Raw genomic sequence first — 13,915 nt, forward strand, 5'->3', positions numbered from 1 at the left:
AAGGGCTTTACGCAGGCACTTCCTGCCCGGTATCGCCGCCGTCACACCTGCTTTCCGTCGTCCGAGGCCCCCACGGAGCCTTCGGAGCCGTCCGCGTCAGGCGAGGGAGGAGTCGTGGCGAGGCCCAGAGCCTTGCGCGCGGTGACCGCCGCCCGGCCCTCCAGGAGCGCGCTCGCCCGGTCGTAGTGGTCGTAGAAGGTGTCGGCGTCGGCGGACGCGGCCGCTCCGCGCCACTCCTCGCGGGCCCGGTCCAGGGCCGAGGCCTGGCCGGCGACCGGCCCTCGCGCGGCCGCCGGCCAGGAGTGGGCGCGCAGCTGCCGGGTCTGGCCGGCGAGCGCCGTGGCGACCTGTGCCGCCCAGCGCCGGTGACCCGGCAGGTCGTCCTCGACGTATTCGGCGTCCGGAGCGGCGTCCAGAGCCCCGTACAGGACCGCGTCCGCGCGCAGATAGGCGAGCTGGTCGCCGGTGAGGGTGCTGGCGTCGCGGCGCAGTGAGCCGGTGAGGGTGCCCTCCTCGTCGGTGTTGCCGAACATGCAGATGACCCGGCGGTCGCCGTAGGCCCAGCTCTCCCGGGTGGGGGTGAAGTAGTAGACGTCGACGTCGGCGGGGACCGCCCAGGAGTCCATGGCGTATGTGCTGCGGAGCGCGTAGCACCTTTCGTCGGCGGTCTCGGTGATCGTGTCGTCGCCGGGGAAGCGGCCGCCCGGGAGTGCGAAGTCCGCGAAGACCTCGGCCTGGTGTCTTCCCGAGCAGGGCACCTTGTCGCCGTCGTACGCCTCGCCCTCCAGCGAACCGCCCGGCGCGTCGAAGCACTCGCCCTTGCGCACCGAGAACGTCACGCCGTCGCCGCGCGCCGCGCCCCTGACGCCTTCCCAGAAGTCGTGCGCGCCGCCGGTGGCGAAGGCGGTCAGAAACAGGGCGAGCCCGATCGAGGACATCACGATGCCGCCGATCGCGAGCCCCCGGCCGCGTTCGCCGCGCCGCCTGATCTGTGCCAGCGCGATCAGTCCGAGCACCAGCCCGACGGCCGGCAGGAAGCAGAGGGTCCCGAGGACGAGCGCGGTGATCGCGAGCCCGTTGACCGGGGCCGGACGGTTGTACGGGGAGTACCCCTGCCCCCAGGGCCGGTACGGCATCCCGGGTCCGTAGGGCTGCTGGTGGGGACCCTGCGGGTACGGGCCCCCGGGCTGCTGGGGCCCGGGGGGCGGGGGTATGGCCACGGGTGCGGCTCCTCGTCCGAATGCGCAGAACGGATGTACGACGCGCATGGTAGGTGCGGGAGGAGCCGGGGTGGCGGGCGGGGCGGGGGCGCGCCCGGGAAGGGGCCGGACCGGAGGTCAGAACTTCAGCGCCCAGGCGTCGATCTTCCCCGTGTCGAACATCGCGTAGTCGCCGACCCTCAGCCTCCATGTGCCGTTCGCCGTCCGCGACGAGGCGTTCACGGTGTACGTGGTGTCGATGTCGTGCGTACTGCCGCCTGCTCCATAGGGCTTGAGGAGGAACGCCGCACCGTCCGGCGCGATCAGCCGGACCTGGAGGTCACCGATGTGGGTGTGCTGGATGTGCACCTCGACGCCCAGAGCCGAGGGGGCCTTGCCGGGGACCCCGGTGACCGTGATCGGCGACTCGGCGACGGAGTAGTCGCGGATCGGGTAGTCCGTGGTGTTGACGAAGCGGGGCTGGGGCGGGGTGGGAGGCGTTCCCGGTCCCGCGGCGGTCTGGAGCAGCAGGTTGGGAGAGCCGGTTCCCGGGCCGGAGACGACACCGGTGGCCGCGGCGCTCGTCAGCCCGGAGGCGACCTGCGCGGGTGTGGCGTTCGGGTGGTCCGCCAGATAGAGGGCCGCCGCCCCCGTCACATGCGGCGTCGCCATCGACGTACCGGACAGCGTGGACGTGGCCGTGTCGCTGGAGTTCCACGTGGACTTGATCGAGGAGCCCGGCGCGAAGAGGTCCAGCGCCGGTCCGTAGCTGGAGTAACCGGCGCGCGCGTCGCTCAGCGTGGTGGCACCGACCGTGAGCGCCTCGCCGACCCGCGCCGGTGAGTAGCCGGAGGCGTCGTCGTCGCTGTTGCCCGCGGCGACCGCGAAGGTGACGCCCGTGGCGATGGTGTTGCGGACGGCGGCGTCGAGCGCGGGGTCGCCGGGACCGCCGAGGGACATGTTGGCCACGGACGGGCCGCTGTGGTGCCGGGCCACCCAGTCGATGCCCGCGACGACCGTGTCGGTGGTGCCGTAGCCCGAGTTGTCGAGGACGCGGACCGCGACGATCTTCGCCTTCTTGGCGACGCCGTACGCGGTGCCGGCGACCGTGCCCGAGACATGGGTGCCGTGACCGTTGCCGTCCTGGGCGACGTTGTCGTCGTCGACGGCGTCGTAGCCGTAGGAGGCGCGGCCGCCGAAGTCGCTGTGGGTGATGCGGACGCCGGTGTCGATGATGTACGCGGTCACGCCCTGGCCCGCCGAGTCGGGATAGGTGTACCTGCCGTCGAGCGGCAGATTCCTCTGGTCGACGCGGTCCAGACCCCAGGAGGGCGGACTCGTCTGGGTGGACTCGATGTGGAAGACGCGGCTCTGCACGACGGAGGCGACCGCCGGGTCGGCGGCGAGCCGCTTGGCGGCGGAGGCGGTGGCGTGGATCGCGTAGCCGTTGAGCGCCTTGACATAGGTGTGCCCGATGATGCAGCCGTACTTCCGGGCAAGGGCCCGGCCGCTGTCGGAGTCGGCCCGCGCGCCGTCCTTGAGGACGACGATGTAACTGCCCGGGACGGTGTTCGCCGCGCCCGCGTACCGGACCGTTCCCTCGGGAACGGGCGCCGCGTGCGAGGGAGCGGCCGAGGCGAGCCCGAGGAGCAGGGCCGCCGTCCCGATCCCGGCCAGTCGTCGCCGGGCCTGCCGCATCACTGGCATCCGAGGGTCCTCCTCGTCGGTGGAACGCTGATGGCGCCTCGGTGGGTGGTGCGGTGCGCGAGGCGTACGTCGGTGCGGGCGCGCCGAGCGCGTGCCCAACACGGGTACCGAATCGCGACTATGACATACCGTTATGAACCGGACAACTACCCTGGCCGCATGACACTGTTGCCGGACTCTTTCTGCCCGGCGGACGGCACCCGCGTGACCGCGGAGTCGCTCGCCTGGTGCTGCCCCGTCTGCCGGGGGCCGCTGGACCTGGACTTCGCGCCGACCCCCGCGCCGCTCAAGTCCCTGGGAGGGCGGGTGAATTCCCTGTGGCGGTACGCGGAGACCCTGCCGCTGGCCGCCCCCACGGTCAGCCTCGGCGAGGGCCGTACACCGCTCGTGGAGCTGAGGGACGGCATCTGCGCCAAGCTCGACTTCCTGATGCCGACGCTGTCCTTCAAGGACCGCGGCGCGGTACTGCTCGCCGAACTGGCACTGCGACTGGGACCGCGGCAGGTGCTCGCCGACAGCAGCGGCAACGCGGGCACGTCGATCGCCGCGTACTGCGCCCGGGCCGGTCTGCCGTGCACGGTGTACGTCCCGGACGGAACCTCCGCCAAGAAGCTGGAACAGATCGACGCGCACGGGGCGCGGGTCCAGGTGGTCGACGGTGACCGCGAGGCGGCGGCGCAGGCGGCCAGGCAAGCGGCCGACGAGCCGGGGGCGTTCTACGCCTCGCACGCCTTCAACCCGTACTTCCTGCACGGCACCAAGACGTGCGTGCACGAGCTGTGGGAGGACTTCGGGGGCCGGCTCCCGGACGTGCTCGTGCTGCCCGTCGGCAACGGCACCCTGCTGCTGGGCGCGGCCCTGGCCGTCGCCGAGCTGTTCGCGGCGGGCCTGATCGACCGCCGGCCGGCCCTGTACGCGGTGCAGGCCGCGGCGGTCGCGCCGCTGGCGCACGCCTGGGAGGAGGGCGCCGAGGATCTGGTGGGCGTCACCCCCATGGCATCCACGTTCGCCGAGGGCATCGCGATCCCCCGCCCTCCGCGGGCCCGCCAGATCCTGCGCGCGGTACGCGACTCGGGCGGCCGCTTCCTGACGGTGACGGAGGACCGGATCCGCCACGCCCAGCTGGACCTGGCGTCCCAGGGCCTGTACGTCGAGACGACGGCGGCGGCCGGCTGGGCGGCGGCACGGGAGGGACTGCTCGAGTCGCTCCCCCGGTCCCGGGTCCGCCCGAACGGAGGAATCGCCCCCGTGGTGGTGCCCCTGTGCGGGGCCGGCCTGAAGACGGGACCGGCCCGGGCCTAGGGCCTCTCGTTTGGATCACGCCGGGCTCGCGGGGTCTGATCCGGCCCGATCCAAACGAAAGACCCTAGCCCGCCCGGCACAGGCGGGCCACGGGGGCCGGGGCGCACGGGTGGTCACGGCAGACGGCAGACACAGGCCCCGCCTGCCCGCAACCCGGCCCCGAGCCGGGCCCACCCGAGCGCGGCCGCCCTCGCACCCGGGCCGCACGGTCGCGAAGCCGGCGGCGGCATCCATGACATACCCGACGTCTCCGCCACCCGTCCCCCAGCCAGGCGAAGAACACTTCTGTTGTTAATCCCGGGTATGAGAGGCAGTGTGGGTGACAGTGCCGCACTCTCGACCTATCCGCAATGTCGGGTGTCAGTCACACCTGGAGGGATCATGCCACACGCACGCACACGTGGCCCGATCCCGTACGAGGCCGGACGGCCTCCCGGCCGGCCGGCGGTGTCCCGGAAAGGCCGGGCCCAAAGCGGGAACCGGGCGTGAGGCTCCTGAACGGTGACACGTCCGCCAGCCGCCCCGCTCCCGGCTCAGGGGTGGGCCGGAAGGGGCTCAAGAGCGGCGCCCTCGGCATGCTCTCCTCGGTCGTCATCGGCCTGGCCTCCGCCGGCCCCGCGTACAGCATCGCCGCCACCCTGGGCCTGATCGTGGCAGGGGTCGGACTCCAGGCCCCGATCATCACCATCCTGGCCTTCGTACCGATGCTGCTGATCGCGTACGCCTACCGGGAGCTGAACGCGAGCAACGCCGACTGCGGCACCGCCTTCACCTGGGCGACCCGCGCCTTCGGTCCACGCGTCGGCTGGATGGGCGGCTGGGGCATCATCGTCGCGGATGTCCTGTTCATGACGAACGTGGCCGAGATCGCCGGTATCTACGGCTTCCGGCTGCTGGGCTACGAGACGCTGGCGCACGACCGGCTGTGGACGACCGTGGCGGGCATCGTCTGGATCGCCCTGATGACCGCGATCGGCTACGTCGGCATCGAGCTCTCGGCCGCCGTACAGCGCTGGCTGCTGTGCCTGGAGGTCGCGGTACTCATCCTGTTCGCGGTCACCGCCCTGGTCAGGGCATACACCAGCGCTCCCCCGACGGCCATCCACGTGTCCGCCTCCTGGTTCAACCCCTTCGAGGTGTCCTCGGGGAAGGCGCTGACCGCGGGCATCGTCACGGCGGTCTTCCTCTACTGGGGCTGGGACACCGCCGTCTCGGTCAACGAGGAGACCGTGGACAGCGCGCGCACCCCCGGACGTGCCGCCATCGCCTCCATCGTGCTGCTCCTGGCCACCTACGGGCTGGTGGCCACGTCGGCGCAGTCGTTCGCCGGAGTCGGCACCTCGGGCATCGGGCTGGGCAACCGGGACCACGCGGGCGATGTGCTGTCCGGACTGGGCGACGCCGTCTTCGGCAGCCAGGGGGCGGGACTGTTCCTGTCCAGGCTGCTCATCCTGATGGTGCTGACCTCCGCGGTGGCGTGCACCCAGACCAGCATCCTGCCCCTGGCCCGGACCGTCTTCTCCATGGCGGCCCACAAGGCCGTCCCCTCCCAGCTCGCCCGGGTCCACCGCAGGTTCCTCACACCGACCTGGTCGACCGTCTGCATGGGAGCGGTCTCGATCGTCGTCCTGGTCCTGCTGACCTTGTTCAGCGGGAACATCCTGGCCGACTCGATCAACGCGGTCGGCCTCGCCATCACGTTCTACTACGGGCTCACCGGCTTCGCCTGCGTCTGGTACTACCGCAGGGTCCTCACGCACAGCACCCGGGACCTCGTCTTCAAGGGCGTACTGCCGGGACTGGGCGGGCTGATCATGCTCGTCCTGTTTCTCTACGCCGCCTTCGAGGTCTACGCGAACCCACGCTACGACTCGACATCCGTCCACCTGCCGCTGATCGGACGCATGGGCGGGGCCACGGTCGTGGGCCTGGGCGCCCTGCTGCTCGGCTTCCTGCTGATGCTGGTGGTCACCCGGGAACACTCCGCGACCCTGAAACTCCAGCGGAGCCTGCTCCCGCGCACCCTGCCCCGGGTGACCGCCCTGGAGGTGCAGAGCCGCTACCTGCCCGCGGACAGCGGGTCCGGTGTGGGCGGTGACTGGTTCGACGTCATCCCGTTGTCGGGCACCCGGGTCGGCCTGGTCGTCGGGGACGTCCTCGGCGGGGGCCTGCGGGTCGCCGCCACGATGGGGCGCCTGCGGACGGGCGTCCAGGTCCTGGCCCGGCTGGATCTGGCTCCGGACGAGCTGCTCTCCCGCCTCGAGGGCCTGGTCGAGCAGACCGCGCACGAACCGGCGGTGGGCCGCGCCAGGGCGTACACCGACGAGGCCAGAGGAGTGACCTGCCTGTACGCGGTGTACGACCCCGTCTCCGGACGGTGCAGCCTGGCCCGCGCCGGCCAGTCGCTGCTGCTGGTCGTGGAACCGTTCACCGGAGCCGCCGACTCTCCACGGGTGCCGCCGGGTCCACCGCTCGGGATGGCCGGACCGCCCCACGAGGGCACCGAACTCCAGCTGCACCCGGGCACCGTCATCGCGCTGTTCACGCGCGGCCTCCTCCAGTCGGCGGACACCCCGGAGGCCGGGATCGCCCAGCTCGCCCGGGTCCTCGCCGATCACCGGCGGTCCCTTCGCGAACTGTGCGACCAGACGGTGGCCACGCTGCTGCCCGGGCCGGTGGACGAGGACGCGACCCTGCTGCTCGCGCGCACCCGGATGCTCGACCAGAAGCAGTTCGTCCAGTGGGAGCTGGCCCCGGACCCGGCGGCGGTCGCCGTCATCCGTACCACCGTCGGCAAGCAGCTCGGCGACTGGGGGCTGGACGACCTCGCGTTCACCACCGAGCTGGTCCTCAGCGAGCTGGTCACCAACGCCATCCGCTACGTCGGCGGCCCGATCCAGGTACGTCTGATCCGCGACCGCGCCCTGATCTGCGAGGTCTCCGACGCCGGGCACAGCGCCCCCAACCTGCACCACGCCGCCAGCGACGACGAGGGCGGCCGGGGCCTGTTCATCATCGCCCAGATGACCCACCGCTGGGGGACCCGCTACACCCCCACCGGCAAGACCATCTGGACCGAGCAGACCCTGCCCCAGGACCGCCCGCCCACGGACCACCCGGCCCGGTGAAAGGCGGGCGGCCGCCCCGCCCGCCATCTCGTGACCCGGGTCTCGTCGAGTCGCCACGGTTGGATCATGACCGCACTGCCCGACTGGATGCGCCCGCCGCGCGAGGAAGGCTGGTGCGCGGAGGACCTGGACCGCCTCCCGAGGCACCCCGACACACCGAGCTGATCCACGGGGCCCTCGTCCTCATGATGCCGCCGCGGAGGTGGTGGCACGGCCACCTCGTCACCATGCTCACCGTCGCCCTGATGGAGCAGGCGCCTGCCGACGTCATGGTCGGCCGCGAGATGACCGTAAAGCTCGATGACCGCAATCGCCCCGAGCCGGATCTCCTGGTGACGACGGCCGACTTCGACGGTGACCGCACCTGGTTCGATCCGGACGAAGTGGGACTCGTGATCGAGGTCGTCTCCCCTGACTCCGCGCATCGGGACCGCACGGTCAAGCTCCGCAAGTACGCGGAGGCCGGCATCCCGCACTACTGGTGCATCGATGACGAGGACGGTGCCCCCGTCGTCCATGTCTACGAGCTGGACGTGCCGACCCGTGTCTACGCCCCCGGCCGGCATCTTCCGTGGCTCGCTTCAGCGTCCGGTGCCCTTCGAGATCAGCCTCGACCTGGACAAGCTCGCTCCGCCTCGAAGGGGCTGACCGTCGGCATCGGGCGGGACGGCGTCGCATTGTGTACACATGGGACACTCGGTACTTTTGGGCGCATGACGCAGCCGCTGCCCACAGAGTCCATCCGTGACGTACGCGCACACCTGGCCGAGGTCGTGGAGCGCGCCGATCGCGACGACGTACCCACAGTGATCACGCGCCGGGGCAAGGAAGTAGCCGCCGTCGTCTCCATCGAGGTGCTGCGCAAGTACCAGGAGTGGGAAGAGCGCGAGATCAACCGGATCATCGACGAGCGCATGGCCAACCCGGCACCCGGCATCCCGATCGAGGACATCATGAGGGAGACGCTGGCGCGCGGTGAGTGAGTACCGAACCGTCTTCCGCCCCGAGGCGCAGGCCGAGCTTCGCAAAATCCCCCGCGACACGGCGCTGCGCATCCTGGCCAAGCTGACCGAGCTGGAGGGCGACCCCTTCGGGTTCAACACCACGGCGCTCGTATCGCAGCCAGAACGCCGTCGCCTACGGGTCGGCGACTACCGCGTCGTCTGCACGATCGACAACGGAGAACTGGTGGTGTGGGTCGTGCACGTCGGACGCCGCTCCACCGTCCACGACACCTGATGCGGGCTGATCCGGCGTCAGAACATCCAGCACGGTGACGGCGAAGGGGCCGGCCCCTGGTGGAGCCAACCCCTTCTGGCCTGCAGGCGATCACTACACGTTGAAGCGGAACTCCACCACGTCCCCGTCCTGCATCACATAGTCCTTGCCCTCCATGCGCGCCTTGCCCGCGGCGCGGGCGTCGGGCACGGAGCCGGCCGCGACCAGGTCCTCGAAGGAGATGACCTCCGCCTTGATGAAGCCCTTCTGGAAGTCGGTGTGGATGACACCGGCCGCCTCGGGGGCCGTGGCGCCCTTCTTGATGGTCCAGGCGCGGGACTCCTTCGGGCCCGCCGTGAGGTAGGTCTGCAGACCCAGGGTGTCGAAGCCGACGCGCGCCAGGGTCGCGAGGCCCGGCTCGTGCTGGCCGACCGACTCGAGGAGCTCCAGGGCCTCGTCCTCGTCCAGCTCGGCGAGGTCCGCCTCGAGCTTGGCGTTCAGGAAGATCGCCTCCGCGGGGGCGACCAGCGCGCGCTGGTCGTCCTTGAAGGCGTCGTCCATCAGCTCGTCCTCGTCGACGTTGAAGACGTAGAGGAACGGCTTGGTGGTGAGCAGGTGCAGGTCGTGGAGCAGCTCGTTGCGCTCGGTGCCCTGGACGATGCCGTGCGCGAAGAGCGTGTCGCCCTTCTCCAGGATCTCCTTGGCCTCCTCGACGGCCTTCACCTTCGGGGCGACGTCCTTCTTGATACGCGACTCCTTCTGGAGCCGCGGCAGGACCTTCTCGATCGTCTGGAGGTCCGCGAGGATCAGCTCGGTGTTGATGGTCTCGATGTCGTCCTTCGGCGAGACCTTGCCGTCCACGTGTACGACGTTCTCGTCCTTGAAGGCTCGGATGACCTGGCAGATCGCATCCGACTCGCGGATGTTGGCGAGGAACTTGTTGCCGAGGCCCTCGCCCTCGCTCGCCCCGCGCACGATGCCCGCGATGTCGACGAAGTCGACGGTCGCCGGGAGCATCCGCTCCGACTTGAAGATCCCGGCCAGCTTGGCGAGCCGGGCGTCCGGGACACCCACGACACCGACGTTCGGCTCGATCGTGGCGAACGGGTAGTTGGCCGCCAGCACGTCGTTCTTGGTCAGGGCGTTGAACAGGGTCGATTTGCCGACGTTGGGCAGACCGACGATTCCGATCGTGAGCGACACGTTGCGACTTCCCGTACGTGAGAGTGGAACTGGACTGGACTGGGCGGTGGGGGCCCGGGTCCGTCAGGAGTGTGTGCGGGCCGATCCACCAGTCTACGGCGTGCCGGACCCCACCCCGATGGCCTGTCGAACGCTTGGCCAAGCTCGTGACAACGGCGTGTCTGAGAGGTCATTCCGCACATAAACCGACCTAAGTTGGTCCAGTGGAGCAACACAGGACGCGACCCCAGCACCACGGACCGCGACGCAGCGCACCCCTTCCCCCGCAGGGCAGACGGGGTGGAGCCGTGCCGGCCCGGTCCGGCACGGCTGCCCGCCCCGCGCCTCCCGGCGTTCCCGGCCGGCGCGAGACGGCCGACGGGCCCTTGCGGCCGGGCGGGCGCGGCCGGGTCACCGGAGCCCGGCCGTCCGGCAGAGGCCCCGGTGGGCCCCGGCGGCGCCCCGGGGCCGCGCGCCGGAAGGCGCCCCTGGTCGGCCAGGCGCTACGGCGGCTGCCCGGCCCCCGCCTCACCGGCCTCGGCGGGGGGCTGTTCTGCGGGGCCGTGATGCTCGTGCTCGGGTGTCTGGACCAGTTGCTGTTCGGCTCGTCCCTGACCGCGTACGGCGTGCTGTTCCTGCCGGTGTGCGCGCTGACCGCGCTGTGGGTGCGGGGCGGTGACCTGGTGATCGCGCCGGTCGTGGTGCCGATCGCCTTCACCACCGGCCTGCTGCCCCTGGCGGACGGCACCGGCGGACTCGGCGGGCTCCTGGTGGCCCTGGTCACCACGCTCGCCACCCAGGCGGGCTGGCTCTACGGCGGCACGCTCGTCGCGGGTGTGATCGCGACCGTACGCCGACTGCGCATGATGCGCCGACGGGTCGCCCAGCGCCGACGGCCGGGCTGACCGGCACGGTGCGTGTGCACCACGGCGCCCGTGCGGACACGTGGGGCACGCGGGTGGGCCGCCGGGCCGCGGGACCGGGCGGCCCGGGCTCGTACGGCCGCCGCGGCCCTCCCCCGCGCCAGCCGCTACCTCGCGTCCGCCGCCCTCATGGCCGCGCCCACGATTCCCGCGTTGTTCTGCAACTGCGCCGGGACGATCTCCGCCGCGATGCCCTTGATCAGCGGAAGGAACTTGTGAGACTTGCGGCTGACGCCGCCGCCGATGACGAACAGCTCCGGGGAGAACAGCATCTCCACATGGGCGAGGTACTTCTGCACCCGGTTCGCCCACTGTTCCCATGACAGTTCGTGGTCCTCCTTGGCCTTGGTGGAGGCACGTTTCTCCGCGTCGTGACCGTTCAGCTCGAGGTGGCCCAGCTCGGTGTTCGGGACGAGCGCGCCGTCGGTGAACAGGGCGCTGCCGATGCCGGTGCCGAGCGTGAGCATGATGACCGTGCCCCGGCGGTCACGGCCCGCGCCGAACCGCATCTCGGCCACACCGGCCGCGTCCGCGTCGTTCAGCAAGGTCACGGGCAGGCCGCCCAGCCGCTCGCCGAACAGGGCGCGCGCGTCGGTGTCGATCCAGCTCTTGTCGACGTTGGCCGCCGTGCGGATGGTCGAGCCCCCGGTGACCACTCCGGGGAACGTGATGCCGACCGGGCCGGTCCAGCCGAAGTGCCCGACGACCTCCTTCACCCCGTCCGCCACCGACTCGGGCGTCGCGGGATGCGGCGTGAGCACCTTGAAGCGCTCCTGCACGAGCTCGCCCCGGTCCAGGTCCACGGGAGCGCCCTTGATTCCGGATCCACCGATGTCCACGCCGAAGATCTGCATGGGCACCACGGTACGTCCTGCGCCCGGCGGTCTCTTCCCGGACCGTACCCGCTCCTCGCCCGCCCCGTGCCGTGGGGCGCGGGGCACCGTCACTGCTCGCCGGTGCGCTTCTCCACCAGGGCCGCCGCCTCCTCGCGCAGGTCGCGGCGGAGCTCCTTGGGCAGCGAGAAGGTGATGGACTCCTCGGCCGCCTTGACGATCTCGACGTCCTCGAAGCCGCGCTGTGCGAGCCACTCCAGGACCTGCTCCACCAGGACCTCGGGAACGGAGGCGCCCGAGGTCACGCCGACCGTGGAGACGCCCTCCAGCCATGCCTCGTCGATCTCGTCGGCGAAGTCCACCAGGTACGCCTCGCGCGCGCCCGCGATCTTGGCGACCTCGACCAGCCGCTTGGAGTTCGAGGAGTTCCGGGAGCCGACCACGATCACCAGGTCCGCCTCGGCGCCCATCTGCTTCACCGCGAGCTGGCGGTTCTGCGTGGCGTAGCAGATGTCGTCGCTCGGCGGGGAGAGCAGCTGCGGGAACTTCTCCTTCAGGGCGTCGACCGTCTCCATGGTCTCGTCGACGGACAGGGTGGTCTGGGAGAGCCAGACGACCTTGGAGGGGTCGCGCACCTCGACGTTCGCGACGTCCTCGGGGCCGTCCACGAGCTGGATGTGGTCCGGGGCCTCACCGGAGGTGCCGATGACCTCTTCGTGGCCCTCATGCCCGATCAGGAGGATGTCGAAATCCTCATCGGCGAAGCGGACCGCCTCCTTGTGGACCTTGGTGACCAGGGGGCAGGTCGCGTCGATGGTGGCGAGCCGGCCTCGCCTGGCCTCTTCGTGGACCGTGGGGGCGACGCCGTGCGCCGAGAACATGACGATGCTGCCCGGCGGCACCTCCTCCGTCTGCTCGACGAAGATCGCGCCCTTCTTCTCCAGGGTCTGCACGACGTACTTGTTGTGGACGATCTCGTGGCGGACGTAGATCGGGGCCCCGTACTGCTCCAGGGCCTTCTCGACGGCGATCACGGCACGGTCGACACCCGCGCAGTAGCCCCGGGGGGCGGCGAGCAGGACACGGCGGCCAGACGAAGCGGTCATGGGCACCATCGTAAGGCCGCACCGGGGGTCGTAGATCGGCTCCCCGAGGAGAGGCTGTGCCGGTCTGCGTTGTCGGACCCTGCCGTTACGCTCGGCGCATGGCTGTGAACACGTCCGCGGAGTCCCCGCTGCCGGTCGGCGAGGTCTCGCGGCTCATCGGGGGGTGGATCGACCGGCTCGGGGCCGTCTGGGTCGAGGGGCAGATCACCCAGCTGTCGCGGCGGCCCGGTGCCGGCGTCGTCTTCCTCACGCTGCGCGATCCGTCATACGACATCTCCGTCGCCGTCACCTGCTACCGCCAGGTGTTCGACGCGGTCGCCGATGTGGTGCGCGAGGGCGCCCGGGTGGTCGTCCACGCCAAACCGGAGTGGTACGCGCCGAGGGGGCAGCTGTCGCTGCGCGCCGCCGAGATACGGCCCGTGGGCGTCGGCGAGCTGCTGGCGCGGCTGGAACAGCTGAAGAAGTCCCTGGCCGCCGAGGGCCTCTTCGCTCCCGAGCGCAAGAAGCCGCTGCCGTTCCTGCCGCAGCTCATCGGGCTCGTCTGCGGCCGGGCCTCGGCGGCCGAGCGTGACGTGCTGGAGAACGCGCGGCACCGCTGGCCGGCCGTCCGCTTCGAGGTGCGCAACGTGGCCGTGCAGGGGGTGCACGCCGTGCCCCAGGTCGTCCAGGCCGTGAAGGAGCTGGACGCGCTCGAGGACGTCGATGTGATCATCGTGGCGCGCGGTGGCGGCAGCGTGGAGGATCTGCTGCCGTTCTCCGACGAGCAGCTGGTCCGTGCGGTGGCGGGCTGCCGTACGCCCGTGGTGTCGGCCATCGGCCACGAGCCGGACAATCCGCTGCTCGACCACGTCGCCGACCTGCGTGCCTCCACCCCGACCGACGCGGCGAAGAAGGTCGTGCCGGACGTCGGCGAGGAGCTCCAGCGGGTGCGGGAGCTGCGGGACCGGGCGCGGCGGTGTGCGGTGGCGCTCGTCGAGCGCGAGGAGCGGGGGCTCGCGCACGCGCTGGCCCGGCCCTGCATGGAGGACCCGCACCGCATGGTCGACGAGCGGGCCGATCAGGTCGCCTCGCTGGTCGACCGCAGCCGGCGAACACTGAGGCATCTGCTCGATCGCGCCGACTCGGAGCTGACGCACACGCACGCGCGCGTGGTGGCACTGTCGCCGGCAGCGACGCTCCGGCGTGGGTACGCGGTGCTCCAGAAGGCCGACGGGCACGTGGTCCGGTCGCCGGACGACGTGGCGGCGGGCGAGGCGCTGCGGGCGCGGGTCGCCGAGGGCGAGTTCACGGTACGGACCGACGACCAGGGATCTTAGG

11 protein-coding genes and 1 pseudogene are annotated in these 13,915 nt (G+C 71.3%); 7 read left to right on the forward strand and 5 right to left on the reverse strand.

What is annotated here, in order from left to right:
- Nucleotides 1-41: 41 nt before the first annotated feature.
- Nucleotides 42-1,220 carry a DUF4190 domain-containing protein gene (locus tag ABZ876_RS01730; protein ID WP_361772673.1) on the reverse strand — a complete coding sequence of 393 codons (1,179 nt, stop codon included), beginning with the start codon at nt 1,218-1,220 and terminating at the stop codon, nt 42-44.
- 117 nt (nt 1,221-1,337) lie between these two features.
- The gene (locus tag ABZ876_RS01735; RefSeq protein WP_361772676.1) at nt 1,338-2,906 is read right to left on the reverse strand and encodes a S8 family serine peptidase; all 1,569 of its coding nucleotides are present in this window, start codon (nt 2,904-2,906) and stop codon (nt 1,338-1,340) included.
- Between the two features lie 159 nt (nt 2,907-3,065).
- On the opposite strand from ABZ876_RS01735, the gene ABZ876_RS01740 reads away from it, so the two are divergent.
- From ABZ876_RS01740 to ABZ876_RS01760, 5 genes and pseudogenes are all read left to right on the forward strand, one after another.
- Nucleotides 3,066-4,208: a pyridoxal-phosphate dependent enzyme gene (locus ABZ876_RS01740; RefSeq protein ID WP_361772679.1), complete on the forward strand. Its 1,143-nt coding sequence runs from the start codon at nt 3,066-3,068 to the stop codon at nt 4,206-4,208.
- Between the two features lie 485 nt (nt 4,209-4,693).
- Nucleotides 4,694-7,336, forward strand: a complete 2,643-nt coding sequence (locus ABZ876_RS01745; protein WP_361772682.1) for an amino acid permease — start codon at nt 4,694-4,696, stop codon at nt 7,334-7,336.
- 66 nt (nt 7,337-7,402) lie between these two features.
- Nucleotides 7,403-7,984 (forward strand): annotated as a pseudogene (locus ABZ876_RS01750) (Uma2 family endonuclease).
- Between the two features lie 65 nt (nt 7,985-8,049).
- A complete protein-coding gene (locus ABZ876_RS01755) occupies nt 8,050-8,319 on the forward strand; it encodes a type II toxin-antitoxin system Phd/YefM family antitoxin (protein WP_055621811.1) in 270 nt (89 codons plus the stop codon).
- Nucleotides 8,312-8,575 (forward strand): type II toxin-antitoxin system RelE/ParE family toxin, encoded by a 264-nt coding sequence (locus tag ABZ876_RS01760; RefSeq protein ID WP_361772686.1) that lies wholly within the window; start codon nt 8,312-8,314, stop codon nt 8,573-8,575. The genes ABZ876_RS01755 and ABZ876_RS01760 overlap by 8 nt, the downstream gene beginning before the upstream one ends.
- 93 nt (nt 8,576-8,668) lie before the next feature.
- Here the strand turns inward: ABZ876_RS01760 and ychF are convergent, their stop codons facing one another.
- Entirely contained in the window at nt 8,669-9,757 is a 1,089-nt protein-coding gene (gene ychF / locus ABZ876_RS01765; protein WP_361772689.1) for a redox-regulated ATPase YchF, read from the reverse strand.
- Nucleotides 9,758-9,960: 203 nt separating this feature from the next.
- Between ychF and ABZ876_RS01770 the strand changes: the two genes are divergently transcribed.
- Nucleotides 9,961-10,641, forward strand: coding sequence for a DUF6542 domain-containing protein (locus ABZ876_RS01770; RefSeq protein ID WP_361772692.1), 681 nt, complete (start codon nt 9,961-9,963; stop codon nt 10,639-10,641).
- A gap of 125 nt (nt 10,642-10,766) precedes the next feature.
- On the opposite strand, the gene ppgK is transcribed toward ABZ876_RS01770, so the two are convergent.
- Both ppgK and ABZ876_RS01780 read right to left on the reverse strand, forming a co-directional pair.
- On the reverse strand, nt 10,767-11,513 hold the full coding sequence (ppgK, locus tag ABZ876_RS01775) for a polyphosphate--glucose phosphotransferase (protein WP_361772695.1): 747 nt from the start codon (nt 11,511-11,513) through the stop codon (nt 10,767-10,769).
- 89 nt (nt 11,514-11,602) lie between these two features.
- Nucleotides 11,603-12,598, reverse strand: coding sequence for a 4-hydroxy-3-methylbut-2-enyl diphosphate reductase (locus ABZ876_RS01780; RefSeq protein ID WP_361772698.1), 996 nt, complete (start codon nt 12,596-12,598; stop codon nt 11,603-11,605).
- 98 nt (nt 12,599-12,696) lie between these two features.
- On the opposite strand from ABZ876_RS01780, the gene xseA reads away from it, so the two are divergent.
- Nucleotides 12,697-13,914, forward strand: coding sequence for an exodeoxyribonuclease VII large subunit (gene xseA, locus ABZ876_RS01785; RefSeq protein WP_361772701.1), 1,218 nt, complete (start codon nt 12,697-12,699; stop codon nt 13,912-13,914).
- The last annotated feature ends 1 nt before the right edge of the window (nt 13,915 follow it).

The sequence above is a fragment of the Streptomyces sp. NPDC046931 genome (assembly GCF_040644655.1).
Classification (GTDB): domain Bacteria; phylum Actinomycetota; class Actinomycetes; order Streptomycetales; family Streptomycetaceae; genus Streptomyces.

What these genes read in the sequence shown, in the direction of transcription:
- ABZ876_RS01735 (WP_361772676.1), bottom strand. Translation starts at nt 2,906, where the DNA reads ATGCCAGTGATGCGGCAGGCCCGGCGACGACTGGCCGGGATCGGGACG.
- ABZ876_RS01740 (WP_361772679.1), top strand. Translation starts at nt 3,066, where the DNA reads ATGACACTGTTGCCGGACTCTTTCTGCCCGGCGGACGGCACCCGCGTG.
- ABZ876_RS01755 (WP_055621811.1), top strand. Translation starts at nt 8,050, where the DNA reads ATGACGCAGCCGCTGCCCACAGAGTCCATCCGTGACGTACGCGCACAC.
- ppgK (WP_361772695.1), bottom strand. Translation starts at nt 11,513, where the DNA reads ATGCAGATCTTCGGCGTGGACATCGGTGGATCCGGAATCAAGGGCGCT.
- ABZ876_RS01780 (WP_361772698.1), bottom strand. Translation starts at nt 12,598, where the DNA reads ATGACCGCTTCGTCTGGCCGCCGTGTCCTGCTCGCCGCCCCCCGGGGC.
- xseA (WP_361772701.1), top strand. Translation starts at nt 12,697, where the DNA reads ATGGCTGTGAACACGTCCGCGGAGTCCCCGCTGCCGGTCGGCGAGGTC.